The following is a 26,061-nucleotide window of genomic DNA, read 5'->3' as shown; positions in this document are numbered from 1 at the left end:
GAACGGCGATCCTTCCCCCGGCGCCCCCGCCCCCGTCGGCTCAGGGGTCCGTGACCGGCATCCGCCGGACGACGGGCGCCGGTGGCGGGCCGCAGGGCCGTTCGGCGTCCCGAAGCCGTGCGGCGAGGGCGTCCAGCGCCTGGCGCAGTCCCGCGAGGCTGTCCTTCCCCGCCACCAGGACGCCGTCGCGGGTCGCCGCCAGGATCAGGTCGCGCACGCCCATCACCACCGCCGGCACGTCCTCGGCCAGGACCGTCACGCCGGACGAACGCTGCACCACCGCCGGCGCCCCGCCGAGGACCACGTTCCCGTGGGCATCGCGGGGGCCGTGGCGGTCGACGGCCAACCAGGATCCCAGGTCGTCCCAGGCGAAGCCCGCGCGGATGCAGTAGATGGAGCGGGCCCTCTCGAGCACGGCGTAGTCCACGGAGATGGCCGGCAGGGCGTGCCAATCGGGTTCCCATGCCGCCTGGGCCTCGCCCGCGGCCACCCGCCGTGCCAGCCGCGCCAGCTCCGGCGCCACCGCCTCCAGTTCGGCGCGGAAGACCGCGTTCCGCCACGCGAACATCCCGCTGTTCCAGAGGTAGCGGCCCGACGCCAGGAAGGCGGCGGCCTGCTCGGGCCCCGGCTTCTCGACGAACCGGCGCACCCGACAGGCGCGGTCGGCGCCTCCCCCGGCGGACACCGGCCCCGAAGCGGCGGCCCCATCCCGCGAGCCCATGCGGGACGCCGCCCCATGGTCCGCAGCAGGGTCTCCGGCGCCACCTCCTGCCACCCGGCCGTCTTGCCGTGACGCCGGTGCCGCGACCGCGGGCGATGCCGGGGTCGCCGGCGAGGGGGCCGGAGGGGCCGGAGGGGCTGGAGGGGCCGGTTCGTCCAATTCGATGTAGCCGTACTGGGTCTCCGGCCGGGTGGGCTCGATGCCGAAGGTCACGAGAGCGTCTTGGGATGCGGCCACCGCCAGGGCGCGGTCCGCCGCCGCGGCGAAGGCCGCTACGTCGGGGATGTAGTGGTCTGCGGGCAGGACCAGCACCGCCGCGTCCCCGTAGCGCCGGCTGAGGTAGCCGGTCACCAGTGCCAGGGCGGGGGCGGTGTTCTTCGCCGACGGCTCGATGACCAGGTGCTCCGCAGGCAGGTCGGGCAAGGCGGAGCGCGTCAGCTCGGCATAGGGAGCCCCCGTGACCACCCAGACGTCCTCGAGGTCGGGCACCGCCCGGGCCCGCTCCCAGGTGGCCTCCAGCAGCGTCCGGCCCCCGAAGAGCCGCAGGAACTGCTTGGGCCGCTGGGGCGTGCTGGCCGGCCACAGTCGGCGCCCCTCGCCGCCCGCGAGGATCACGGCGACGCGAGGTAAGCTGGGCATGGCTCCTCTCCCTTCCGGTCTTCCGGGGCGATCGCGATCCTTCGTCCAGTTTACCGTCCCGTGTTGGGCGGGCCAACGACGGGCCGGCCGCGGGTCGCGGGGCATGTCGCCATGGAAAGCCCCTTGTCGAATCGGCATTGATGGAAGACAAAAGATAGAAAATCCGGTAGACCGCAGCGCCCCGTTGAAGTCGCCTCGGCCGTCACCTCCCGCGATGGATCGCCAAAAGGCGATCTACGATAGCGCAGAACGGTTGCAATAGACGTCACGGTTATACTGGACGTAGCAACCGGCCTGGACGAAGGAGCGAGCATGGGGAGTGAACAGAGCCCGCGATTGGCTGGCCCAGGCGCGACTCAACCTGCGGCATGCCAACCATAGCCGCGATGCAGGGGACCACGCCTGGGCTTGCTTTGCAGCCCACCAAGCGGCGGAGGCAGCCCTCAAGGCCCTGCACTTGGCCAGAGGGCAGGTGGCCTGGGGACACTCCATCCGCCTGCTCCTCGACGCGTTGCCGGATGACGTCAAGCCGGACGATGCCTTCATCGAACGGGTGGCCGTCCTCGACCGGCTCTACATTCCCACGAGGTCCCCAGACGCCCACCCCGCAGGACCGGCAGGCCAGCATTACACTGCGAAAGATGCCGAAGAGGCGATCCGGCTGGCCAGCGAGGTGGTGGACTACTGTGCGAGTCAGGGTCTGGAAGATCGACCGCCCACAGCGACGTGGACCTGCTCATCGTCTTGAAGCAGTCCCATTTGCCCTTTCACGAACGCCATGGCTGCATCCCGTATCCGCCCGTACCCGTACCGGTTGAGCTCTTCCCCTACACCGCCGAGGAAGTTGAGGCGATGCTGCGCGAGGGGTGGGGCATGGCGCCACCGGCTGTCCGCGACGGGATGGTCCTCGCCGAACGTGACGGGGCGTGGCAGGCGCTGATCACGGGGCACGGCAGGCGCTGAGTAAGGGGCCGTTCCGCGAGGTCGGGATCGGGCGCGGCTCCCACGCCCCGTGAGCCGGCGACGGGAACGCCCACGCCCCGTCGGCCGGCGACGCGTACGGGTACAGCCGCGGACGGGTTCGGGTCCAGGTCGGGAGACGTGCCGCTCGGCGAGCTCGCGCGGAACCCATGCCCCGTGGGCTGGCGGCGACGCGCGGGGCAGCCCGCGGTGCCGGGCGGGTCACCGCGATAGCTGGCCGTCAGGGTCGCGCCTCGGGGGGTGCGACGGGGAACGGGGCCTCACCCCTCACCCACACGCGGCCGGACAGCTCCACGCGCTGATCCCCCGCGTCGCTCACGCCGATCGCCAAGCCCTCGACCCACACCGCCGGTTCCTCCCGATCGACCCGCTGCAACCAGGCCTCGACCTCCGGCCACGGGCCCTGCAGGGTGGCTGCGAAGGTCACGGCGCCGTACGGTGGATCGGACGAACCGGCCCCTTCGGCCGGCGCCGGCACCGTCGGAGCGCCGGGCCCCCCCTGTTCGGACCCCGCGAACCCCTCCTCTGTCCCGTCCACCTCGTCCGATTCGCCGGACAGCTCGCCGCCCCCGGTCGGGTCCGTCGCCGGATCGGTCGAGGGCTCGCCGTGTCGGTCCCCTTCGGCGTCCGCGCCCGATGGGGCAGGTTCGTCCAGCGGCTCGTATCCCTCGAACCGGATGGCCTCCAGCGTCACGCCGGAGTCCGCCGCCAGGGCCGCCAGCCGCGCCGCGAGCCCGGCGAGATCCGCGGCGGGAACTAGCTGCGACTCCCGCACCTGCACCTGGGCCGCCAGTTGGTCCACACCCGCCACCGCCTGCGCGGCGCTGCGATACGCCGACTCTGCCGCCGCGGCCGCCGCCTCCGCCTCCGCGGCCCGGTGATGCAGATCCACGAGGTGCCGCACGGCGGGACCAAGGATGAACCCTGTGAAGCCGAGGAGGAACGCGATGGCGACGATGCAGAGCACCGGCACCAGGCGCGCCAGGGGCGACCGCCGCCCGTACGCCCCGAGCAGGTCGGTGGCGAGGAGTCTGCGCACCCGCGCGCCGCCTCCCTTCCTCTCCCTCGCATGGATCCAGACAAAGACGGCCCCCGAGGGTCCCACGGTCAAGGCCCGTCCTCGCGCGACGGTTCCGGCGGTCACGGCCCGTCCCCGCGCCCCAACGCCCCCTCCCCGGCAGGGACCCAGGCCCTGGGCGCCCGGGCGCCGAGGTCGAACGCCACCCCATCCGCCCCTGCGCCCTCGCGACGGACCTGCTGGACCCAGACCTGGCGGAAGAATCCGCTCTGGCGCAGGGCGGCGACGTAGGCATCGACCGACGCGAAGGACGGCGCCTCGCCCTGGAGGCGCACCGATCCGTCCGCCGCAGCGAACTCGAGCTGCATCAGCCGGACCCCGTCGGGAAGAGCGGCCCGCGCCGCGGCGACCACCGCGGCCGCCTCCACCGGTGCCGAGCCGATGGCCTCGAGAGCCTGCCGTCGCCGCTCCAGGCGAACCTTCTCCTGGACCGTGGGCAGCAGCGGCGCCATGGCCGCCTCGGCCGCGGCCCGGCGCGCCTCCGCCCGGGCGAGGCGCTGCTCCGCGGCCGCCGCGAGGCCGCCGACGGCCAACCAGGCGAGGACCACCCCCAGGTCGAGGAGGGCCACGATCGCCAGCGCCACGGTCCACCGCGCCGCCACCTGCATGCGACGGGCCGGCAGCCGCGGCGCCAGCAGGTTCATCCGCGGTACCCAGGCCGGGCCCCGGTCCGAGGGCCCCGCCAGGTCACGCCCCCGATGGATGGCTGTCAACGCGTCCCCCCACCCCCGGACCCCCTGCCCTCGACGCCGACGCCCGCGCCATCGAACGGGACGGACCATCGAGGCCAGCGGTGGGATCGTCCCCTGCGGTCGCCGCCGCCACGGCCGTCCGGTGTCGGTGCCTTGCCGGATTCGCTCCCCACAGGGCCAGCGCCCCCGCCATCACCCAGCGCGGCGGCAGCGCCCCCAAGGGATCGGCTCCCCCTTCGGCGCCCGTCACGCGGAGCCGATCGCCCAGGGCCTCGCCCACGGCCTCCCGCAGCGGCGGCCACTGGGCGCCGCCGCCGATGCCCCACAGCCCCAGCCGCGACGAGGGCCCGCCCAGCTCCGCCCGGGCACGGCGCAGGGTGCGGGCCAGGTCGCCCAGCAGGGCAGCCACCGCCTGGCTGCGTTGCAGGTCCTCCAGCCCCAGGGCGCCGTCGGACGCCAGGAGCCGTCGCACCGCCGAGGGCAGTTCCCCGAGGGTGTGGACCAGGTCTTCCTCGAGGGCCAGCCCTCCCACCGGCGAGCGATGGAAGGCCACGGGGTTCCCTCGCGGGTCGACCACCGCCAGGCGGGTCGACGTGGCCCCGAAGTCGATGACGGCCACGGGCGCCGGCTCCGCCCGAGCGCAACCCAGCCACCAGGCACACCGCCACAGGGTCACCCACTCCGGCTCCAGGACCGCGGGGCGGATCCGGCGGCGTCGGAGAGCGTCCAGCCGCTGGTCGACCGCCGCGACCGCCGCTCCGCTGACGGCGAACCACACGCGATCGGCGGCGCTGGGGCCACCGGCGCGGACGGCCGCCCCCCCGCCCGGCTCCCGTGACGCCTCGCCGTCGACCGCCGGGAGTTCCACCCAGTCGTAGACGGCCTCGTCGACGGGGAGGGGGAGGATGCGCTGCAGCTCCCAGCGCAGGGCGTCCTTGCGCTCCCGCGCCGGGACGGGCGGCATCTCCACCAGCCGGAACACCGCCTGATCGGCGGGCAGGGCGGCCACCACCCCACCGCCGCCCTGCCGGTTGAGCTCGACGCGACCGGTCTGCGGCACGTAGGTAGCCCAGCGCACGCCCGTCGTCCCCACGTCCACGCCCGTCCGCGGCCATCGCCATGCCATGCCCGGGTACCCGCCCTTCTGCGTAGCCTGCCCCGCACCGGTTCCACCGCCGATGAACGCCCCTGCCGCCGGCCCGCCGCACCGCCCGGCCGGCGGCGATCCTGCCGCCCAGCCCGGCCCGGGCGACGTCCAGGGCCCCGCGCCCGACTCATCCCTGCCAGGCCTCGACGGCATACGGGACAAAGCCGGGTGCGATGCCCAGGTACCGGGTCAAGAGCCCGAGGTCCACGTCCCAGTCGACGGCGACCCGGTGGGCGCGGATGGCCACCGAGCCGGCGGCCACCACCGCCCCGCGCACGCGGAGCGTCCCCACCGCGGGGCCACGCCCCGGCTCGTCCGGCCCGGGCCCGCTCCCCTTCCCACCCTCTGCAGGGGCGGTTCCCAGGGCGAGGGTGATCCGGCTGGCCTCGGCGTCCCCCGTCGCCAGCGGCTCGGCGTAGGCCAGGACGTCGCGCACCCGGACCCAGCCGAGGTCGAGGACGTTGGCGTGGTCCGCGCCGCAGGCTGGCGCGCTGCAGTCGCTGCGGTCGAGAGCCAGGACCGCGAGGGGTGGGACCGTCGCCGCCCCGGCGGTGGCCCCGATCGCGCCGGCGACCCCGAGGGTGCCGCCGATGACCACGAGGACCGGCGCGGCCCCGGGGCCCGCCGGCCCAAGCTCCACGGTCTGCAGCGTGGCGTCGCCTCCGACCACCAGCCGGGCGCCCGGCTCGAGGATCAGGGCGCCCCGGACCGCCAGGTCCGCCGTGACCACCAGCGTCGCCCCCGCTTCGAGGACAAGCCCCGGATCGCACCGAAGGCTTCCCCGGACGGCGGCCGTCACGCCGCGGGGCACGATCACGGGGTGCGGCCCGCGACAGCGGCCGCCTTCATACCACCCCGCGCCCAGGCGTTCGGCCCCGGCGTCCGGTGCGGCGCCCCACGGAGGGGGCGATCCGGCCAGCTCCGCGAAGACGCCGAAGGGGATGTCCGGAAGGGCAAGACGCACGGCCACGGGGGTAGGGGAGACCGTGCCCGGGCCCCGGTAGCGCGGCGGCGCCCCGCCATATCCCGGCGCCGCCGCGAACCGCAGGGCGCCCGCCCGGGGCGTGACGTGGAACGTCAGGGTGGTGCCGGCGTAGACCGGCATCGCGTAGGGCGCGGTGACCGTGACCTGCACCTCGTGGCGGGACCGACCCTGGACGCCCGTGCTGACCAACCGCCAGCGGGCCGGCCCGTCGGGTACGACGCGGACCGTGTAGGCGGCGGAACCCGGCGCGGCGCCCACCGTCCCCGCGAGGGTGATGGGTTCGGCCCGGGGCGGGGCCAGCGTCCCGCGGGCCATGGCGGCCAGGGTGCGCGCCACCCCCGCCTCGGCCGCGTACAGGGCCGCCATGGTCTCCCCGAACCGCTGGGCACGAACGGCGCTGCGCACCCACAGCGTCAGGACGACGGCCGCCAGCAGCGACGCGACCAGCAGGGCCGCCAGGGTCAACAGGACCGCCTGGCCCCGCTGGGAGTCGGTCGCGTGGCCGTCCGCAGCGAGGGCACGCCATCGCTCCCGCATCAGCGCCCCCCGGGATTGCGCAGCGCCACGTAGCCGTGGACGGGTCGGATGCCGCCCCCATCCACCGGCCGCGGCTCGATCCATACGTACAGGCCCCGCACCCCTGCGCAGGTCCGGGACGGACCCGGACCGCACCCCGCCTCCGGTGGCCCGGATGGCGCCGGGTCCACCGCGAACCGCACGCGCTGGAAGGTGGCTCCCGGCACCAGGTCGATGGGCGCCGGCGGATCCGCACCGGCGCACCGGTCGTCCGGGGGAGCCGGGGGCGGGACGGCCGCGAGCACCAGTCGGCCCTCTCCGTCCCGGGCCACCTGGCCCCGCAGCACCTGGTCCTGCCAGGGGACCCCGCAGAGGACCAGCCGCTCCATCGCCGCCTCCCACACCGCCGGCCTGCCGGCCGCCCCCGCGCTGCGCACCAGGCGCCCCAGCACCTGGACGGCGACGTGGCCGGCCTCCACCCCGTCGTAGACCGACCCGGCCCGGGCCTGCTGCGAGGCCGTCCACGCCACCATGGCCACCGTGGCCGTGGCGAGGAGGCCGAGGAGCGCCAGGGCGACGGCTACCTCCACCAGCAGCGCACCGGCCTGGGATCCCTGCCGCCCCTTCCCCGAGCGCCCCTCATCCTTCCGAGAGCACCCCGCATCACGGGGGCGTCCCCGCCCGCCCGGGAGGCGCCAAGGGTCCGGGCAGCCAGAAGACCGACGCGACGGTGTAGATCGGCGCCGCCTCACCCGTCCCGGCCTCCCGCCGGACCTGCACGGTGACCAGCACCGCGTCCCCTGCCCCATCGCCATCGCCCTCGGTCGCCGGGTGCGACCCGTCCCGCGCCGCCATCGGGTCCGGATCGGGACGAACCTCGACCCGGTAGCGCAAGTCCCGGCCCAGCGGCGAACCGCACTCGCCCTCGACCGGGGGCGCACCCCCCGCCGCCAGCCCCGCCCGAACCTGCTCCATGACGCGGGCCGCACAGCCGACCGCCGCCTGCCGCGTCAGCTGGTCGAAGAGGCCGGCCCCGGCGGCCCCCATGCCAGCGAAGAGGGCCGTCGCGAAGACCGCCAGGATCCCCAGGGCAACGGCGACCTCCAGCGTGCCCAAGCCCGCGGACCCGCCCCGCCCGCCCGGCGGGGCGGGTCCGCGGGGGCGCCGGATGCCGCGCCGTGGCCGCCCGCCGCCCCTGCCGGTCACGGGCAGGCCTGGTTCTTCTTCTCCGTCACGCGCCCGCGGTCGTCCAGGGTCCAGCACAGCTTCTCCGCCTCGTGGGCGGCCACCAGGGTCGCGCTGTTCCCGCCCTGGGCCGTCACGGCGGTGTAGGTCCAGTAGTTGCTCTTCGGCGCCGGGTCGATCCCGGTCCACCAGCCGTTGCGCACACCGGGGAAGTCGCCGTAGCGCACGAAGTAGGTCCACAGCTCCGTCCGCACCATGTTCCAGGTCTGCCGGGCCTCCGCCGTGCGGGCCTCGTTGACGATCATCGCGTACATGGGCACGGACACCCCCACCAGGATCGCGATGACCGCCAGGACCACGCCCAGCTCGATCAGCGTGAAGCCCCCCTGCCGGCGCAGGGGGCTCCGTTCCACCCCGCCACCGGCGCTCCGCCCGGCACCGCGACGGCGACCGCCCCCCGTCAGGGGCGCGCCCCATCGGCGCAGCCGGCGAAGCCCCCCGGCGCCCCTCCACCAAGAGCGCAGCATGGAAGCTCCTCCTCCCCCAAGGTCTCTCCCCCCGGCCCGCCCCGCGCCTCGGTCAGGGACCCGTCCCCCCAAGCCGCGACACGGACCGACGATGGGCAACCCTATTCGCAACACCCACCCTCGTCTCCTGCCGCATCCGCCCATCGGAAGCCCGGATTCCGGACCAGGCCCCGCGGCTGGCGACCGCCGTCCGCAACGGCACGCGACCGCGACCGCACGCCGGATGGCATGGCGCTTCCTGATTCATCCAGCCCCGAGCGCCCCTGGCGTCCCGGGCGCCGGCTGCGTTCGCCCCACGGCTCGTCTCACGCCTCACCCGCCCAGGGTCGTCACGCCGGAGAGCAAGGCGAGGATGGGCAGCACCACGGAGATCGCGACGAACCCGACCACCGCGCCCATCACGAGCACCAGCACCGGCTCCACCAGGGTGGTCAAGCCGTCCAGCCGCCGGTCCGCCTCGTCCTCGTACAGACGGGCGGCCCGATCCAGCAGCTCGTCCAGCGCCCCCGTCGCCTCCCCGACCGCGACGAGGTCGACCAGGATCTGGGGGAAGACGCCGGGCGCCCCCAGCGCCGATGCCAGGCTGGCGCCCCGCTGCAGGGCCGAGCGGGCCTGCGCGAGGGCGGCGGTGAAGACCCGATTGCCCGCCAGGGCGCCCGCCGCGGCCAGGGACTCCAGCATCGGCAGACCGGACCGGTACAGGGTGGCCAGGGCGCGGGTGATGCGCGCCAGGACCAGGGCCTGGGCCAGGGGCCCGATGATCGGCAGCCGGAGCTTCCACGCGTCCCAGCGCCGGCCGCCGGCCGGCGACCGCGCCCACCCCCAGGCCGCGGCCCCGACGGACGCCGCCAGCGCCACGAACCCCGCGAGCCCGCGCCCATCCCGGGCCACGCCGAGCCAGAAGCGCGTCGGCCACGGCAGGGGCAGCTCGAACTGGGCGAAGATCCCCGCCAGGGTGGGCACGACGAACGTCACCATCACCACGAGGACGCCCAGGGTCACGACCAGGACGAACAGCGGGTAGCCCATGGCCGCCCGCAGCTTGCCCTCGACCCGCACCCTGCGCTCCTCGTCCGCCGCCAGGCGCGCCATGGCCTCGTCCAGCGTGCCCGACAGCTCCGCCGCGCGGACCAGCGCCAGGTGGACGGGGTGGAACGCCCCCGCCTGCAGGGCCAGCGCCTCGTGGAGGGAGCGCCCCTCGTCGATGGACCGGTGGAGCCGCCGGTTCAGCTCCCGCAGGCGCCCGCGGCTCTGGGCGGCCAGGGAGGCGAGGGCGGTGGTGAGCGGGATCCCGGCCCGGAGCAGGGCGGCCATCTGGCGGAAGAACACGGCCCGCTCCCGCGGGTGCAGCCGCAGGCGATCGCGCCGCAGCCACTCCCGGACGTCCAGGTCCCGCCACCAGACCAGGGGTCGCACCTGCAGTGTCACGTAGCCGGCTTCCCGCAGCCGGCCCAGGGCCTCCTGCAGCGAGGCGGCATCGATCCGCCCGCGCACCCGACGGCCGGTGCGGATGTCCCGGGCGAGGTAGACGTACATCACGCCTCCCGCCCCCGCCCCGCCTCGTCCCAGCCGGGCGCCTCGGTGACCCGCAAGACCTCTTCGACCGACGTGATGCCCGCCAGGGCCAGGTCGAGGCCGGCCTGCCGCAGGGTCCGCATCCCGCCGGCCACCGCCCGTCGGCCGAGCTCGGCGGCGGTGGCGCCGGCGGCGATGCGGTCGCGGAGGGCCGGGTTCGTCACCATCAGCTCGGCGATCGCCCGCCGACCGGCGTAACCGCCCCGGCACTCGCCACACCCCACCGGCCGATAGAGCACCCCATCGGCGGGCAGCGGGACGCCGGCGGCCGCGAAGACCGGGCGCACCGCCTCGCCGGGCGCATACGCCTGCCGGCAGTGGGGGCAGAGGACCCGCACCAGGCGCTGGGCCAGGACGGCCAGCAACGACGACCCCAGCAGGAACGGCTCGACGCCCATGTCCACGAGGCGCGTCACGCTGGACGGGGCGTCGTTGGTGTGCAGGGTGGCCAGGATCAGGTGGCCGGTGAGCGCCGCCCGCACGGCGGTGTCCGCCGTCTCCCGGTCGCGGACCTCCCCCACCATGATCACGTCGGGATCCTGGCGCAGCAGGTGGCGCAGGGCCACCTCGAAGGTCAGGCCCGCCCGGGGGTTCACCTGGCTCTGGCTGGCGCCGGGGATCTCGTACTCCACGGGGTCTTCGATGGTCAGCACATTCAGGCGCGTCCGGTCGATCTCCTGCAGCAGCGCCGCCAGGGTGGTCGACTTGCCGCTGCCGGTGGGCCCGGTGACGAGCAACAGGCCGTGGGGCCGACGGACCAGCTCCCGGAGCTGCGCGACGACGTCCGGCGGCAGGCCCAGATCGTCGAGCCGCGCCACCCCGAGGGAGCGGTCCAGCAGGCGGATCACCACCTTCTCGCCGTGGACCGTCGGCATCGTGGAACAGCGGCAGTCGAACTCGCGACCGTCCACCCGGATGCGAAACCGGCCGTCCTGGGGCAACCGGCGCTCGGCGACGTCCATCCCCGCCAGCACCTTCAGGCGCGTGGTCACGGCCGGGTGCAGGGCCGGCGGCGGGGTCATCGCCACGTGCAGGGTGCCGTCGATGCGGAAGCGGATGGTGAAGGTGCCGTCCCCCGGCTCGACGTGCACGTCCGAGGCCCGCTGCCGCACCGCCTCTTCCAGCAGGTTCTGGACCAGCTCGATCACGGGGGCCGGGGTCGCGGCGGGATCCCGCTCGGGACGAACCGGCCTCCCGCCCGGGTCCCGCGGCCGCGGAGCCGTGGGCCCGCGGCCGCGGGACCCGGTGGTGCTGCCTCGGGAGGAGGCGTGCGGATCCGGCGCGTCGACCTCCCCGCCGTCCCCCCGGAGCCCGCCGGGGTCGGGCCCGACCTCGGGATCCCTGGCCGCAGCGGCGTGTCCGGGCACGTCCGCACCGTCCCCCGGCCGTCCCATCCCCCGCGGAGCCGTCCGGCCTGGGGCCGGTTCGTCCCGGGTGTGAGGCGTCCCCGCTTCCCCGGACGTCCGGGTCGCCTGGAGGGCCCGCTCCGCCACCTCGAGCAGGCCGAAGATGCGGGCCAGCCATGCCCTGATCGCGTCCTCGTCGGCCAGGACGGGTTCGACCTCGCGACCCGTCACCAGGCGCACCTGGTCCAGGGCCTCCAGGTCGGTGGGATCCGCCATCGCCACCGCCAGGCGGCGACCGTCGTCCGCCACCGGCAACACCAGGTACCGCCGGGCCACCCAGTCGGGCACGCGACGGGCGACGGCGGGGTCGGGCGGGTTCTGGCGGAGGTCCCAGACCCGCACCGCCAGCTGGGCTGCCAGCGCCTCCTGGAGCTGCGCCCGGGTGATCCAACCGTGGTCGAGCAGGATCTGGCCCAGCCGCCGGCCGCTCTGGCGCTGCTCGTCGAGGGCGGCCTGCAGTTGTTGGGGGGTGATCCAGCCCCGCTCCACCAGGTAGTCTCCCAGTGGGCCGCGAAAGAGCCACCGCGCCATGGTCCTCCCCCCACCCGGTGCGGGCGATGCCGGCGATCCGCGACCCTCCCTCGCGGCGGACGCCCGGCCGCGGTTCGACGACGCCCCGCCCCTGGTGACCGGACGGTCCGGGCGCTGGCGTGCCGTCGGGGGCGTCCCTCCCCCGACCGCGGCGTCCCCTTGCGTCCGGTGGCCGCCCCAGCCCTACCCCCCCAGAGCGACGCCCGCGCAGGCCGCCCCCAGCTTCGAAGCCGAAGGCCAGCAGCTTGCGGGGCGCGTCCTACCGCAGGCCGACGCCCACGTAGGCCGCCCACAGGGCTTCGCCGCCGAACCACCCCACCAGGCCTCCCACCGCCAGGAAGGGGCCGAAGGGGATGGCATCCCGACGTCCACGGCGGCGGGCCACGAGGAGCCCGGTCGCCACCAGGCCCCCGAGGAGGGCCGCCGCGAAGAGGGCCACCGGCAGGGCCCGGGGCCCCAGGTAGAGGCCCAGCCAGGCGGCCAGTTTGACGTCGCCGAAGCCCAGGCCGCCGCGGGACCCCCACCGGAGGACCTGGAAGACCGCGCCGGCGACGGCCGCCGCGCCCAGCGACCCGGCCCAGTGGGCCCCCCCGGCCCCCACCGCCGGGGGCCGGAGCCAGCTCGTCGCGAGCCCCTGAGCCGGTTCGTCCGCCGGGATCAGGAGGTTCACCAGCAGCGCCCAGCCCGCCCCCGTCAGCAGCGCGACGTCGGGGATGAGTTGACAGCGCAGGTCGACCCCGGCGACGGCGACCAGCACGGCGACGAACCCGAGCCCCAGCATGAGCTGCGCCCCGTTCGCCGCCGTGGCCGCCACCGCGGCGAACAGGACGCCCGTCATCGCCTCCACCACCGGCGCCTGCCAGCCGATGGGCGCCCGGCAGGTGCGGCACCGCCCCCGCAGCGCAATCCAGCTCAGCACCGGCACCATCTCCAGCGGGCGGAGCCGCCGGCCGCAGCGATCGCAGTGGGAGGGCGGCGCGATCACCGACTGGCCCCGCGGCCAGCGGTCGATGAAGGTGTTGACGAAGCTGCCGACGGCCAGGCCCACCACGCCGGCCGCGGCGGTCGCCGCCGGCCCCATGGCCCGCTGCCCTCCCGCATGACGATGACGGCCCGTCGGACGGTGGCGGCCCCTTGGACGCCTCGGTCCCGCCCGCGCGCCCGGTGCCGCGACGGGCGTGAGCGGCATCCCCGCCGCAGCGGGCGACGACCGGCGCGGGTGATGCGCCCCACCAAGCCCCCGTTCCCGGCGGCGTCGCCGCAGGCACCACCGACCTCCCGGGCGCGGCGGGGGTCGCCGTGGCCTAGCGCACCCCGGCGCGAAGCAGCGCCTCTCGCGTCACCAACCCCCGGGCGAGCAGCTGCCCCGCGCTCTCCCGCAGGGTCACCATCCCGTACTGCCGCGAGGTCTCCATCACCGCCGGGAGCTGGGCCGTCTTGCCCTCGCGGATCAGGTTGCGCACCGCCGCGGTGCCCAGCAGGACCTCGGCCACGACGTGCCGACCCCGCCCGTCGGCGGTGGGCACCAGCCGCTGGGCGATCACCGCCTCCAGGACCCCCGCCAGCTGCACCCGCACCTGGTTCTGCTGCTCCGCGGGGAAGACGTCGATGATCCGGTCCACCGCCTGGGGAGCGCTGGGGGTGTGCAGGGTGGCGAGCACCAGGTGCCCGGTCTCCGCGGCCGTCAACGCCGTGGCGATGGTCTCCAGGTCCCGCATCTCCCCGACCATGATCACGTCGGGGTCTTCCCGCAGGGCGGCCCGCAGGCCGGCCGCGAAGGTGGGGACGTCGATCCCGACCTCCCGCTGGTTCACCAGGCTCCGACGATGGCGGTGCAGGTACTCGATGGGATCCTCCAGCGTCACGATGTGGAGGCGTCGGGTGCGGTTGATCCGGTCGACCATCGCCGCCAGGGTGGTCGACTTCCCGCTGCCCGTGGGGCCGGTCACCAGCACGAGCCCCTGGGACAGCTCGCAGAGGCCGGCCACGGCCGGCGGCAGGCCGAGTTCGTCCAGGTCGGGTACGGAGGTGGGGATCAGGCGGAAGGCGGCCGCCAGGCTGCCCCGCTGCCGGTAGACGTTGGCCCGGAAGCGGCCGACGCCGGGCAGGCTGTAGGCGAAGTCCACCTGCCCGTCCCGCTCCAGCCGCTCCTGGAGCCGCTGGTCCAGGATCGGACGAACCAGCGCCTCGACCTGCTCCGGGCGCAGCCGAGGTCCCGGCAGGTCCTGCAACTCGCCGTGGACCCGCACCACCGGCGGCGACTCCACCGTCAGGTGGAGATCGGAGGCGCCGCATTCGGTCGCCTGGCGCAACCAGAGGGCCAGCTCGGGCCCTGCCACGTCCCCTCACCTCGAGCGGCGGTCCATCCACGCCGTTCCAGTCCACCAAATCCAGAGACATCGTGTTCGCGCTTGCCAAGGGGGATTCCTGTCGAAGGGACGCCTTTCACCGTTCTGCCACGCCGACTGCGCTGCCCAGCGCCCGACCGCATGGACGCCCCAGAGCGGCGCCGCCCCCCATCGTCCCGCACGCGGCGGGTTCGGGGGGCGGCGTCGCACCGACGGTGTCCCATGGTCGCGGGGCCTCGACACGGATGCCCCTGGTCCGGCCGCAACGACCGAGGGAGCCAAGGCGACCTACACCTTGATCCCATACTGCGCCTCGATGTACGGCCCAAGCCCAATCCGTGCCAGCCGGTCGACGGGGGCCAGGAAGGTCACCTGCACTACGCCGGGGTGCCGCGCGATCTCGATGGCCCCTGTGATGGTGGCCCGGTTCTTCACCTCGGGTACGGTCATGTCGAGCAGCCGAGCGGCCCGTTCCAGGCCGTTGTCGGTGGCCGCGTTGAGATCCGGTCCCGTGCCGATCACCGAGATGGGGGCCGTTCGCTCCAACTCGCGAAGCCCCCACTGCTCCGCCAGAGCCCGGGCGCGGGCCAGTTCTTCCTCCGTGAAGGGCCGGGCCAAGTAGGGCAGGTCCTCCGGGACCGGGAAGAGGATGGGGCCGTCGATGTTCAGGCCCTTGATGACCTCGACCTGAAGGGTCACCGTGCCGGAGACGTCACAGGTGTGGCCGGCGATCTCACCGTCCCCTTGGAGGGCGTGCATGTCTCCGAGGTAGACCCCAGCCCCTGGCACCTTGACCGGTGCGATCACGATGGCACCCGCACGTACGGCGTCACAGTCCATGTGCCCGTCAGTGCGAAGGGCAAGCTGTTCCGCGTCAAGGCGAACTCGTGCTGCTTACCGATCAGGAACGCGCCGAAGTCCCCGGCGTTGTGGGAATCCGGCATGCGGATCGCCGGTACCGTCCCCAGCTGGCCGAGGAAGGGACGGAGCCGCGCCACCACACCCACCAGGTCGTGGGGCGCGAATCGCAGGATGGGGTTCTGCGTCGAACGGGCCGGGAGGGCGGCATAGCGGGCCGCGTCGCGGGCAATGGCCTCCGCCGCCTCGCGGTGGACGGTCACCCCCACCCGCCGCGTGGCGTCGAACACGATGGTGTAGCCGTTGGTGAAGGTGAAGGGCGTCGCGTCGGCGCCGCAGTTGGCGCAGCGGACCGACTCGGGCCCGATGCCTTCAAGCCGCGTCGGCGGGTACATGGTGCCGCACTGGGGACAGCGAGCGGCGCAGTATGGATCGTCGACGAAACGCCCCTCCATGGGGCGGTCGTTGCCCGAGGCCGTAGCGATGGAGGTCACCGTGATGTCCTTGATCCGGATGGCGACGGCGTCCCCGACTTCCGCCCCCTCGACGGCCACGGGCACGGTCACCTCGTGCCCGCCCTTGAGGTGGGGCGTGATCATCGGCCCCCAGCAACCCGGGGCGGTGTTGGCCACGATATGCCCGCCGTCGCGGACGGGTCCCAGCATGGGCTGTTCGGGGTCCAAGACGCCGTCGGTGAAGCGGTCGACAAAGACGGTTTCGTCCGCGGTGCGCAAGGGCAACGCCATGGATCTCCCCCCTAAGGGATGCTAGAGGCTACCCGTCTCCCTGCCCGCCCGCCATGGGCTGCAGCAAGGCCAGGTCAACCCCCGCCGGAACTACTTCCCGGCGGCCTAACACGCGCCCGCCGGCAACCAGCAACGCCGTTGACAGGGCCTCCCGCAGGGCGGGATAGTCCTCGCCCAGCCGCAACAGGATCTGCTCAACGGTGGTCTCCATGGGCGCTTCGACAACCGCCACCGGCACCCCGGCCGCCCTGGCCAGGTCGGGGCCAAGACGCACCCGGAACTGCATGGCATCCCTCCTGGTGGCTCGCTGGCCGAGCCGGCAAGGACCTCGTCGGGCGGCGGACGGAGGGCAAGACCGGGCCGGGTCACTGGGAGCACCGAATCGGTGGCCCGGCGCCGTCCATACTGTCCATGCTTCAGCGCTCATAGAACAGGGGCGGCTCTATGCCCAGCTCCCGCAGATACACGTACCCCTGCCCCCGGTGGTGGATCTCGTTCTCCAGGGCATACACCAACCGCTCAAAGTGGCTCTGGGGCGGGCCTCCGAAGAAGGGATCCGACTCGACCTGCAAGAGGCGCTCGGTCGTCACCCGAGGCCACAGTTCGCGCGTTCGGGCCCGGACCTGTTCGCAAGCGGCCAGGAGGTCGGCTTTCGTGCGGGCGTCGTCCGCCACCTTGCCGAAGTACCACTCGCCCAGGGCAATGCCGCGGACGTAATCGTCTTCAATGTTCAGGATCTCCTGGACCATCTCGGCAAAGGGGCGCAGGATCTCCACGGGCTTGTATTGGAAGAGGGCCTCCTCCGGGAACGCTTCGATGACCCACACGGTGAGGCGGCGATTGCTCTCAAGGATTTGAAGAAGCCCGGCAGGATCGAGCAAGATCCCGTTGTTGCGGCTCCCGTCCTGGGCCGCTCCCGTCACGGCTTTCCCTCCCCCCCACTCACCCGCGTCTGATGCAAGGACGCACGGTAACCACCCGCTGCCTTACCGAAGCGCCATCCACGTCCTCAGCCGGATGGATCGCTTGGCAGGGCCTCGTCTTCGCGCCGCTTGCCGGTACGGTTCGACTCCAGCCGCGCCAGTTCCTGGTCGACCCGTTCCAGGACGTCCCCCGCCAGCCCGCGGAGGACGAGTCCCGCCTCCTCATCCAGCGGCGTCGGGTCGCGGTTGACGATGGCCAGCACAGCCTCGCCGGCGGCCGCCCGCCTTGCCACCAGCTCGGGAAGGGACGCGGCGGGATAGACCTCGAGGGACGAACCGACCACCAGCATCAAGTCGCAGCGAAGCGCCTCGCCCCGGGCCTGCTCCCAGACCGCGGCTGGCAGGGGCTCGCCGAAGAGCACGACGTTGGGCCGGAGGCGCCCCCCGCAACCGCAGTAGGGGTGGCTGAGGAAGGCCTCGGAGGGCTGGGTTCGTCCGCAGCGCTGGCAGCGGCACGTCCGCAGGTCGCCGTGCAGCGGCAGCACCCGGCGCGATCCAGCTTGCTGGTGGAGGCCGTCGACGTTCTGGGTGATCACGGCCTTCAGCCATCCCGCCGCCTCCCACCGGGCCAGGATGCGGTGGACCCGGCTGGGCCGCGCCCCCTCGAGGGCCGCGATCCGCTGGTGGTAAAAGGCCACGAACTCGTCGAAGTGGCGCTCCAGGAACGCCAGGCTGGCCATGTGCTGCGGAACCCGCCGCCACAGGCCCTGCGACGAGCGGAAGTCGGGCAAGCCCGATTCGGTGCTGGCCCCGGCCCCGGTGAAGGCCACCATGTGGCGCGCCCCGCGGATGAGGGTCGCCAGGCGCTGGATCTCGGTGGAAGAAGGCACGGCTTGCCCGCCGCCGCACCCCGACGCCGCCCCGTTGGTTCGGTCCATTCTCCGGCTGCCTCCCACCGATCGCATTGCGCTTCCGTGCGCTTCCCCCTCGGGCTCCCGCCCTGGCGCATCGATCCCAGCGTGCTCACCCTCACCCGAGGGGGAGGGCTCAGGACCCCGGTGCCGTCCGAGCCGGAGCATCATGGCTGAACGCCATGGCTTCGATGGCCAGGCGAGCCGCAAGCAGCGCCGTCATCCCACCCGGGTCCAGGTACGGGTTGACCTCCACGATGTCGATGCCCACCACCCGGGCGCGGCTCGCCGCCAGGCGCAGGATCTCCCGGACCTCCTCGTAGGTCAGGCCGCCCGGTTCGGGACTCGACGTGCCGGGGGCCACCGCCGGGTCCAAGCCGTCGATGTCCAGGCTGATGTAGAGCGGCCCGCCGGGGGGAATGGCCGCCAGGAAGGACGCCAGCGGGTTCGCGTCAGCCAGCGGGTTCGCGTCATCGCCTTGTGCGGGCGGCCAGCCCAGTCGGCTGCCGGCCCGCTCCTCACCGCCCGGGCTCGTTCGACCGCGTGACCCTGCCCCTCCGGCCGGGCTGGCCCCTGGGCCAGAGCCCGTCGGCCCACCCGTCCTCGCCTCCGCGGTGGTGTCCGCTCGTCGAGCCCACGCGGCCCGCCAGTCCCGCATGGTCACGATGCGGTTGCCCCGCTGGACGGCGGCCGCATAGGCCTCGGGGCTGGTGCGGATGCCGCGGACGCCGATGACGGTGATGGTCCCGACGTACGGCAGTTCGGCCGCCCGGCGGAAGGGGCTCGAGTTGGACCGGAGGAACCCGGCCACGCGGTCGGTGTAATCGAGGTGGGCGTCGATCTGAAGGATGTGCAGCCGTCCCCCGCCATCCCCTGGGCCGTCCCCTTGGGCGTCCCCCTGGCCGCCCCCTTGGGCCCCCCCTCGGGCCCCCTCTTGCGGCTCCATCCCTTCCATGGGATGGGCAACCGCGCCCCTCGGTGACGTGGCGCCCGGTGACGGCAACGGGCTGGGGCCGGTTCGTCCCGCCGGGACGGTGGCGCCGGCGCTCGGCCCGCCTTCCGCCGGGGAGGACCCCGGGCTGGCCGCCGGCTGCGGCAGCTCGCCGTGCGGCCAACCACGTCGACCGGCGAACCAGGCCGCCGACCCCGACCTGGCCGCGGCCTGCAGCAGCTCGCCGTACGCGCGCAACACCGAGTAGGTGATGGAATGGTCGCCCCCCAGCACCACCGGCACGGCTCCCGCCCGCAAGGCGGCGCCCACCACGTGCTCCACGCTGCGATCCAGGTGATCCAGGTCGGTGTAGAGCGGGTCGGCGTCGCCCAGGTCGACCAGCCGGCAGCCCTGAAGATACCAACGGTCGTCCTGGATGTCCCAGTAGCCGGGGTTGGCCGGTCCCCAGGGCAGGGCGTAACGGGTGGAAAGATCGCGGATGGCCCGCGGCGCCAGCCGCTGGCCCGGCCGGAAGCCTACGACCGCGTCGAAGGGCACCCCGATGACGGCAAAATCGGCCTGGCCGGGCTGCAGCGCCTCGGGGGGCACGTAGGGCGCCCGGGCAAAGGTGGCGATGCCGGTGAAGGGCATTCCGGCCTTCGGCTGTTGCGGCGCCTGCATCGCCTTTACCCCCCTCTGCTTGCCGTTCCTCAAAACATAGGCATTGATTGCATCCGCCTATGACGCCGGGCGAACGGTGTTCCCGACGATTCGCGCCGGGGGATCGCACCCCGGACCCCAAGCCAGACCATCGCACCCGGGGCCGTGCGGCCTTGAGGCCGCCGGTGCCCGGGTGGATCGGGGTTCCCCCCGACCTGGGGCGTCCTCGGAGGACCGCTCATAGAGCCGGTGCGGCCGCTGGCCGCGCACCGACGGGGCGATGCGCCGCCAATCGCTCCAGACGTGCCGCCCTCGATTCCTCGCGGGTAGAGGGCGGGCGGTTCCGGAGCGCAAGCGCTCGCCCAAACCCAGGCCCCGGCGGGCGATCGCCACCGCCGCGGCCGCGTGGGGCGACAGCCCGTACCGGGCCATGAACTTGACCTTGCCGATCACGCTGGTGAAGGCCGGGTTGACGCGGAGCACCTCCACGCCTTCCCGGGCGGCCCGGGACATGAGCAGGGCGTAAAATTTGCCGTAAGCAAACGCGGACAACTTGCGGGCGTATCGCTTGTCGTCTTCTCGAAGACGGGTCTTCTTCTCCCGGAAGTCCAGGTGCTCCACCACGATGGGCTTGCCGGCGCCCTTGGCCCATGCCACCAGGTCCGCCACCGCATCGCCCAGGATGGCCTTCACCTGCTCCCGGCGCTTGCCTTGGAGCGGAAGTCGGATGTCGCGCGCCGCCACCGGGTTGCCGAAGCGGTCGACCTCCGCCACGGCCAGCCGGTCGGGGTTCAGATCGGCGCCAAGGGCGCCCGCCCTCCGCGATGTCGTGATCGGGGCCGCGGGCCGTTCGGTGGTGGCGAAGACGTACCAGGCGCCGTTCTTCCGGACAAAGCGGTAGGAAATCGCTTGCCCGGACGCGAGGGCCGCCAGGATGACATCCTGTCCATAGGGAAAACGGACGCCGTGCAGCCAAACATGCCGCCCAAAGCGGCCGGCCAGGGCGTTGGGCACCCGAAGGCGCAAGCGGTCGCCCAAGAGCGAGCAGGTCTGGTTGCCGCTCCTCTCGTCTTTGGAACCGATGCAGAAGAAGCTTTGGCTGCGGGCATCGCGCCATGCCTTGCGCCATGCGTCGTGGGAAGCGAACCCATTCGCCTCCAGGTGGAACTGCCGGTGGAACAAACGCCGCGAGCCAAAGCAAATCGGCGGCGATCCCGCCCGCGCTTCCGCCGCTGCCAGGCGGGCGCGCAGCATCGCCAGCCGCCGCTTCTTCTGGTGAAGCCGAAACCGGATCCGGCGCCGGCGCGCCGCCCGCTCTTGGGGGGCAAGGGTCGCCCAGCGCCCCTTGCCCGAGGCCAAGGCTTTCGCCTGCTTGTGGAGCTTGGCGATCGCGCGTTCGGTGGATTGGATCTGCCCGCGCAGATGCGCCAGATGGTGCCGATGGGCTTCCTCCGCCGCCTTCACCTTGGCCTTCAGTTCGGTGGCCAGCGCGTTGAAGTAGCGGGCTGTGATGCCGTCGCGGGCAATGGACTCCCGCTTGCATTCGACAAGGGGACGCTTCCGCACGTAGAGATCGACGAACAACCGGCGCAGCAGGCGACCGTACAGGGCGGCGAGGGCGTCCAGGGCCGGGTAAACCGACCGGTCATGGATCTTCGTCTGGAAGGTCGCCTGCATCGGCCCGATCATCCTCCCTTCCCAGGATACCAAACATATGTTCCATCCGCAAGCCGAAGAGGGGACGGGTCGGAAGTGGGGGGAACCGTTATGCGAAAGGTTCGCCTCCGGCTGATAACAGATGACGATGGAATGGTAAGCAGCTACGAACCCCTCGTCGGCTGTCGTGTCGCCGGCTGCGTGCATCGCTGCTGTCGCGAACCTCTGCCGGTTCGTCCCAGCCGGTTCCCACCGCGACCGCCCGGGATCGGGGGGCGTCACCCGGTGCGTTCATGCCGTCACTAGATTGGTGCCCGGCTTCAGTCGTTGAGCCCCTTGCCCTCCAGGATCCGCGGGATCGACCGCTCGATCCGGTTCTTCCGCGTCACCGGCTGCTTCGCCCGAGTGAAATACAATATGTAAGCCCGCCGGCGCCCTGGGGTCAGGGCCTCCCAGGCCGCCTTCAGTTCCGGCATCGCGGCAAACTTCTCCTCGAGCTCGCCGGGGACCGGCAGGTCCCGCCCCTCGGCGAAGTCAACCCCCAAGCCCGCTTCCTCCACGGCGATGGCCCGGCGGACGTAGTCACGGATGACCGGCTCCTTCGCCTCGATCTCCGCCAGGCTCGTGAACCGCATCTGCCGGGCCACCCGCACCGTCTCCGTTTGACTCCCGTTTGACATCACCCCCGACGAACCCGCATCACGCTTGGATTCGTTGCGTGGCATTCCAGCAGGGGCCGCGGTCTTGCGTGGCACGACACGGGCGGGATCGGCTTATCGGGCGCCGCCTCCGCCCGCCCATAGCACGATGCCCGGCCGCGGCCGATACCTTCGGATCCGCCGGGCGCTCACCTCCGTCACGACGCCATCGGGACGAACGCAGGCGACGGTCCCCCGGCTCTTGATGGCGGTCACCACCGCCAGACGCCCATCGCCCTCTAGCCGGACGAGATCGCCACAGGCGACCAGTTCACGCCGCGGGATCCCCCGGCGGCACCCCGCAGGGACCACCTGGGGCTTGGGCCCAAGCCGCACCCCGGCGTTCACCCGCACCGGTCGCGCCCACCCTGAGGAGAGCCGCACGGCCTGGCTCGGCCGCTTCCCCTCGGCGTAGCGCTCGGCCTTGTACGCCTGCCGGGGCCGGAAGGACGCAGGCCGGGCCTCAAGCCGCAGGCCCGCGAGTGGCACCGCCGGTGCCTCGGGGCTGGGGTAATCGCTCAGGGCGATGAGGCCCGCATCGATGAAGTGGCTTTTCTCCGCGCCCCGCACCTTACGGGCCCAGGCGGTGTAGGCGCCGAAGGTGGTCCGCATCTCGAGGCCCATTTGCCGGAGCCGCCAGAGCAAATACCCCTTCCCCTGCTGGGTCCAGGTCGCCATCCGGAACGCCTTGCCCAGGGGCTTGGGCTTGACCCGGGGGCGGACGCCCCACTCCTCCGGTGTCCGGTTCCCCTTCGCCTGATTGCACGGCCGGCAGGCCGGCAGCAGGTTCTCCCAGGCGTTCGTCCCCCCGCGGCTCCGGGGCCGCACGTGGTCGATGGTCAAGGGCCCCGGGCCGCCGCAGTAGGCGCACCGGTCACCGTAGGCCGCCACCAGCGCCGCCAGGGTGCTGTCGTGCCCGTAGCGTGGGCCCCGCTGGTAGGCTGCTCCGTCGATGTCAGGATCGCGGAGCTTTTGCAGGTCGAACCGCCCGACCTCCACGGTCACCCGCCGGATGGGCAGAAACGCCTGCAGCTTCGCCAGCACGCGGAGCAGGACGTCCTCCCGCGCCTTGACCGAGGGCGGAAGCCACGGCGCCGGCTGGGGCAAGCCCGTACGCGGCGTGCCCCGGTGGTGGCGGCACGTGTCCGTCCCTGGACGGGCGTTGCCGCCGCACACCCAGCACTTCGGCGGCCGCCGGTTGGCAAAGCGGGCGGGCCGGCTGCGGAGCCGATAGCGCCGCAGCCGGCGGTAGGCCCGCCGCTGCTCGAGCCGCCGGCGCACCTCGCCCTGGGGCACCGGAATCGCGACGGCCAGCACTTCGTCCGGCCACCGCCGGGCCCGCGGCAGGACCACGCTCAGCGCCCGGGTCTTGCCGCCCGGATCGTCCCCGACCCAAAGACCCGGGACCGCCGGGTGCGGCAAATCGTAGGTCAGTTTCAGCGCGAAGATCATCCCGTCGATCCAGACGACCTTCGCCTTGCCCCGCCTGAGCAGGTGCCGGGCCCGGTCGGGCCGGCACGGCATCAGCGGCTCTCCCCGCCGAGAGAGCACGGGAACGCGCCGCATGGCGGCCTCCTCCTTACCTTCCGGCCGGCAAGGCCGGGGCGGCGCAAGCCGCCTTCCCGATCCCCGGGCCAACGCCCGGGGCCGTTCCTCCCGCCCCCTGCGGCTGGATCGCCGCATGAGCGGGCGCGCCTCGCCCAACCGCACCGGTAGCCGTCTGCGTCGTTTGGCAGCATCCCGCATGCCCGGGATGCTGCCGCCCTCCGCTTCCAGGGTCCGGAGCTGACGCATCACCCCGGAGTGGCACTTGGGCAACCCGGTGCGGCGAGCTCATCCTTATCCCGACGGACGTGTCGCCCGGCGGGGTTCGTCGCTTGGGCTGACTCACGTTGCGCAGCGGTCATTGCGCAGCATGGCACTACGCGCTGTCAAACGTGAGTTGAAGAAGAGCAGGGCGCAGTAGTCCTTGAAGCCGTGGATCAGCACCACGTTCTTGCCGCCGTGGGTATAGCAGGGCTGCCCCCACTTGACGGTTTCCTCCAGGGGCCGGTCAAGGAGGATGGACCGCAGCCTGCTGAATTCAGCCCGCCAGCGGGTTTCCCGCTGGAGCAGGTCGCCGACGCGGGGGTCCTTGCCGCCCGAGCCGCTGCCCGGGTGGCCGCCCGGGTGCCCATCCGGGCTGGTGCCCGGCTCGCCGGCCCGGTTGCCGGCCGGCTTGACGCCCCGGTTCTTGGCCGGGCCGGCGGCCAGGTTGTCGCCGTTCAATTGTGCGGCCGTGGCACCATGGGCATGCCTTCCTTATCAGCTTGCGGCCTCCATTGCGGCCTGCGGCACGGCACGGCCGCCCCCCGCCGGTTCCGCCGGCGACCCGTTACGCGGGCTGCAACAGCGCGCGGCGCCAACCGTACCGGGTTCTAACGACGCCGGCCCCCCAGTGTCGGGTTCCAATCGCGCCGGGTTCTACCCGCGCCGGCCGCCAACGGCGCCGGGTCCTCACCACGCCGGGCCCCAACCGCACGAGACCCCGCCCTCTTCGTGACACCCTCCACGATACCCGGCCCGTTACGCCACAACAACCCGGCCACCCTTCACCACCGCCACCACCGGCACCGTTCCCAGCCGGTAGGCCAGGTGCTGGTAGGAGGGCGCGTCGATCACCACCAGGTCGGCCTGCTTGCCGGGCTCCAGGCTGCCCAGGCGCTGGGCCCGTTCCAGCGCCCAGGCGCCACCCAGGGTGGACGCAACCAGGGCCTCGGTGGGCGTCATCCCCATCCCCACGCACGCGATGGCCATCACCAGGGGCATGCTGCCGGCCGGGTGGCTGCCGGGGTTGTAGTCCGTGGCCAGGGCGACGGGAACGCCCGCCGCGATCAGCTTCCGGGCGGGGGCATACGGCTCCCGCAAAAAGAAAGCCGTTCCCGGCAGCAGGGTCGCCACCGTCCCCGCCTCCCGCAGCCGGGGGATGTCCTCGTCCCGCACGTGGAGCAGGTGGTCCGCCGACACCGCCCCCACCCGGGCCGCCAGCCCCGCCCCGCCCAGGGGAGTGAGCTCATCCACGTGGAGGCGGATGCGGAAGCCCAGGCGCCGGGCAGCCTCCACGATCCGCCGGGTCTGTTCCAGGTCGAACACGCCCTGCTCGCAAAAGACGTCGGCGTACTCGGCCAGGCCCTCCCGCGCCACCGCCGGCAGCATCTCCTCCACGATCCGATCGACGTACTCGTCCGGGCGGCCCCGGTACTCCGGAGGCACCGCGTGGGCCCCAAGGAAGGTCGCCACCACCTCGGGAAGAACCAGCCCGCTGCCCAGATCCCCGTGGCCACCCGCCCGGTCGGCGGCCGGTCCGGCGGCCACGGGCCCAGCCGCAGGAACCGCTGCGCGGGCAGCAGCTCCGGCAGCCGCACGAGGGGGGGCGGTGCCGGCCGTCGGTCGGGCGTGGGCCGTACCGGCAGCGGCCCAGGTTGCGGCCGCACCGCCCGCACCGGCAGCGGCCCCGCCACCAGCGGTCCCGCCACCAGCGAGTCTAGCGCCACCCGCGCCGTCGCCGGCGTCGACGTCGCTGCCGCTACCCGGCCCCCCGCTTCCTGTGGCCCCGGGCCGGTTCTTCCGCAGCCGCGGGCCGTTGGCGGGTCCCCACGCCCCGGCCCCCAGCGGCCAGGTGCCGTCGAGGTCGTCGGCCGGGTCGGCAGCCCGGCGGATGGCCCGGAGCATCTTGAGCTCGTCGGCCGTGGTCAGGCCGTAGCCGCTCTTGACCTCTACCGTGGTGGTGCCCAGGCGCAACACCTCGAGGAGCCGCCGGCGCAGGGCGGCGGCCAGTTCGACCTCCGACGCCTCCCGGGTCCGGCGCACCGTATCGAGGATGCCGCCGCCCGCCGCCAGGATCTCCTGGTAGCTGGCCCCGGCCAGGCGCCGCTCGAACTCCTCCGCCCGCCACCCGGCGAAGCAGAGGTGGGTGTGGGGATCGACGAACCCCGGCACCACGGTGCAGCCCGAAGCGTCCAGCACCTCGGCCGGGTCGTAGCGCCGCGCCAGGTCGGCGTAGGGCCCCACGGCCACGATCCGCCCGTCCCGGACGGCCACGGCGCCACCGGGGATCACCTCGAGCCGCCCCTGCTGGGGGCCGGCCGGCGGCCGCTCGGCCGCCCGGGGCGTCGCCACCTGGGCCGCAGGTCCGATCAGCAGGTCGACGGGTTCCCGGGATGGATGCACGGTCGACGTCCCTCCATCGCTCACCGGCGTTTCCCCGCGCACTGGGGCGTTTCCCCGCGCACTGGCGTGGCTTTGGCTCTCGTCGGCGTCGGGGGCCCGGCCACGCCCCGTCTCCGGCCGCCTCTCCCGTTTCTGGTG

The 26,061-nt window shown here is 73.7% G+C and carries 24 protein-coding genes; 1 reads left to right on the top strand and 23 read right to left on the bottom strand.

Annotated features, from left to right (window positions below; all coding sequences use genetic code 11):
• Positions 1–40: 40 nt before the first annotated feature.
• The gene (locus Q5761_RS03265) at positions 41–1,360 is read right to left on the bottom strand and encodes a mannose-1-phosphate guanylyltransferase (RefSeq protein WP_318751192.1); all 1,320 of its coding nucleotides are present in this window, start codon (positions 1,358–1,360) and stop codon (positions 41–43) included.
• A gap of 319 nt (positions 1,361–1,679) precedes the next feature.
• Between Q5761_RS03265 and Q5761_RS03260 the strand changes: the two genes are divergently transcribed.
• Positions 1,680–2,108 (top strand): HEPN domain-containing protein, encoded by a 429-nt coding sequence (locus tag Q5761_RS03260; protein WP_318751191.1) that lies wholly within the window; start codon positions 1,680–1,682, stop codon positions 2,106–2,108.
• Between the two features lie 453 nt (positions 2,109–2,561).
• Here Q5761_RS03260 and Q5761_RS03255 read toward each other — a convergent pair whose 3' ends face one another.
• The 22 genes from Q5761_RS03255 to Q5761_RS03150 all read right to left on the bottom strand — a co-directional run bounded on the left by Q5761_RS03255 (position 2,562) and on the right by Q5761_RS03150 (position 25,923).
• The gene (locus Q5761_RS03255) at positions 2,562–3,380 is read right to left on the bottom strand and encodes a hypothetical protein (protein WP_318751190.1); all 819 of its coding nucleotides are present in this window, start codon (positions 3,378–3,380) and stop codon (positions 2,562–2,564) included.
• Positions 3,381–3,481: 101 nt separating this feature from the next.
• The gene (locus Q5761_RS03250; RefSeq protein WP_318751189.1) at positions 3,482–4,132 is read right to left on the bottom strand and encodes a PilN domain-containing protein; all 651 of its coding nucleotides are present in this window, start codon (positions 4,130–4,132) and stop codon (positions 3,482–3,484) included.
• Positions 4,107–5,237, bottom strand: coding sequence for a hypothetical protein (locus Q5761_RS03245; protein ID WP_318751188.1), 1,131 nt, complete (start codon positions 5,235–5,237; stop codon positions 4,107–4,109). The genes Q5761_RS03250 and Q5761_RS03245 overlap by 26 nt, the downstream gene beginning before the upstream one ends.
• 148 nt (positions 5,238–5,385) lie before the next feature.
• The gene (locus Q5761_RS03240) at positions 5,386–6,780 is read right to left on the bottom strand and encodes a hypothetical protein (protein ID WP_318751187.1); all 1,395 of its coding nucleotides are present in this window, start codon (positions 6,778–6,780) and stop codon (positions 5,386–5,388) included.
• Positions 6,780–7,349 carry a hypothetical protein gene (locus Q5761_RS03235; RefSeq protein ID WP_318751186.1) on the bottom strand — a complete coding sequence of 190 codons (570 nt, stop codon included), beginning with the start codon at positions 7,347–7,349 and terminating at the stop codon, positions 6,780–6,782. Before Q5761_RS03235 ends, Q5761_RS03240 begins: the two co-directional genes overlap by 1 nt.
• A gap of 73 nt (positions 7,350–7,422) precedes the next feature.
• Positions 7,423–7,875: a hypothetical protein gene (locus Q5761_RS03230; RefSeq protein WP_318751185.1), complete on the bottom strand. Its 453-nt coding sequence runs from the start codon at positions 7,873–7,875 to the stop codon at positions 7,423–7,425.
• Between the two features lie 86 nt (positions 7,876–7,961).
• Entirely contained in the window at positions 7,962–8,471 is a 510-nt protein-coding gene (locus tag Q5761_RS03225) for a type IV pilin protein (RefSeq protein ID WP_167758871.1), read from the bottom strand.
• Positions 8,472–8,783: 312 nt separating this feature from the next.
• Positions 8,784–10,007, bottom strand: coding sequence for a type II secretion system F family protein (locus tag Q5761_RS03220; RefSeq protein WP_318751590.1), 1,224 nt, complete (start codon positions 10,005–10,007; stop codon positions 8,784–8,786).
• Positions 10,007–11,983 carry a GspE/PulE family protein gene (locus tag Q5761_RS03215; RefSeq protein ID WP_318751184.1) on the bottom strand — a complete coding sequence of 659 codons (1,977 nt, stop codon included), beginning with the start codon at positions 11,981–11,983 and terminating at the stop codon, positions 10,007–10,009. The genes Q5761_RS03220 and Q5761_RS03215 overlap by 1 nt, the downstream gene beginning before the upstream one ends.
• Positions 11,984–12,242: 259 nt before the next feature.
• Positions 12,243–13,064, bottom strand: coding sequence for a prepilin peptidase (locus tag Q5761_RS03210; protein ID WP_318751183.1), 822 nt, complete (start codon positions 13,062–13,064; stop codon positions 12,243–12,245).
• A 223-nt stretch (positions 13,065–13,287) separates the two neighbouring features.
• A complete protein-coding gene (locus Q5761_RS03205; protein WP_318751182.1) occupies positions 13,288–14,322 on the bottom strand; it encodes a type IV pilus twitching motility protein PilT in 1,035 nt (344 codons plus the stop codon).
• A 297-nt stretch (positions 14,323–14,619) separates the two neighbouring features.
• The gene (locus Q5761_RS03200; RefSeq protein ID WP_318751181.1) at positions 14,620–15,138 is read right to left on the bottom strand and encodes an acetamidase/formamidase family protein; all 519 of its coding nucleotides are present in this window, start codon (positions 15,136–15,138) and stop codon (positions 14,620–14,622) included.
• Complete coding sequence (locus Q5761_RS03195; RefSeq protein WP_318751180.1) at positions 15,135–15,935, bottom strand: acetamidase/formamidase family protein; 801 nt, start codon at positions 15,933–15,935, stop codon at positions 15,135–15,137. Before Q5761_RS03195 ends, Q5761_RS03200 begins: the two co-directional genes overlap by 4 nt.
• Positions 15,936–15,963: 28 nt before the next feature.
• Positions 15,964–16,221, bottom strand: coding sequence for a MoaD/ThiS family protein (locus tag Q5761_RS03190; RefSeq protein WP_318751179.1), 258 nt, complete (start codon positions 16,219–16,221; stop codon positions 15,964–15,966).
• A gap of 130 nt (positions 16,222–16,351) precedes the next feature.
• Complete coding sequence (locus Q5761_RS03185; RefSeq protein WP_318751178.1) at positions 16,352–16,858, bottom strand: DinB family protein; 507 nt, start codon at positions 16,856–16,858, stop codon at positions 16,352–16,354.
• A gap of 86 nt (positions 16,859–16,944) precedes the next feature.
• Entirely contained in the window at positions 16,945–17,748 is an 804-nt protein-coding gene (locus Q5761_RS03180; RefSeq protein ID WP_318751177.1) for an NAD-dependent deacylase, read from the bottom strand.
• Between the two features lie 157 nt (positions 17,749–17,905).
• On the bottom strand, positions 17,906–19,381 hold the full coding sequence (locus tag Q5761_RS03175; RefSeq protein ID WP_318751176.1) for an arginase family protein: 1,476 nt from the start codon (positions 19,379–19,381) through the stop codon (positions 17,906–17,908).
• 57 nt (positions 19,382–19,438) lie between these two features.
• Positions 19,439–21,049: an IS200/IS605 family accessory protein TnpB-related protein gene (locus Q5761_RS03170; protein ID WP_318751175.1), complete on the bottom strand. Its 1,611-nt coding sequence runs from the start codon at positions 21,047–21,049 to the stop codon at positions 19,439–19,441.
• 287 nt (positions 21,050–21,336) lie between these two features.
• Positions 21,337–21,651, bottom strand: coding sequence for a YdeI/OmpD-associated family protein (locus Q5761_RS03165; protein WP_318751174.1), 315 nt, complete (start codon positions 21,649–21,651; stop codon positions 21,337–21,339).
• A gap of 138 nt (positions 21,652–21,789) precedes the next feature.
• Positions 21,790–23,280, bottom strand: a complete 1,491-nt coding sequence (locus tag Q5761_RS03160) for an RRXRR domain-containing protein (protein WP_318751173.1) — start codon at positions 23,278–23,280, stop codon at positions 21,790–21,792.
• A 321-nt stretch (positions 23,281–23,601) separates the two neighbouring features.
• Entirely contained in the window at positions 23,602–23,982 is a 381-nt protein-coding gene (locus tag Q5761_RS03155; protein WP_318751172.1) for a DUF1801 domain-containing protein, read from the bottom strand.
• A gap of 297 nt (positions 23,983–24,279) precedes the next feature.
• Positions 24,280–25,923: an imidazolonepropionase gene (locus Q5761_RS03150; protein WP_318751171.1), complete on the bottom strand. Its 1,644-nt coding sequence runs from the start codon at positions 25,921–25,923 to the stop codon at positions 24,280–24,282.
• Positions 25,924–26,061 lie beyond the last annotated feature (138 nt).

The organism is Thermaerobacter composti (assembly GCF_033582035.1).
Classification (GTDB): domain Bacteria; phylum Bacillota; class Sulfobacillia; order Thermaerobacterales; family Thermaerobacteraceae; genus Thermaerobacter; species Thermaerobacter composti.
The sequence above is the reverse complement of the archived record's forward strand: the minus strand, read 5'-3'. Positions and strand labels throughout refer to the sequence as shown.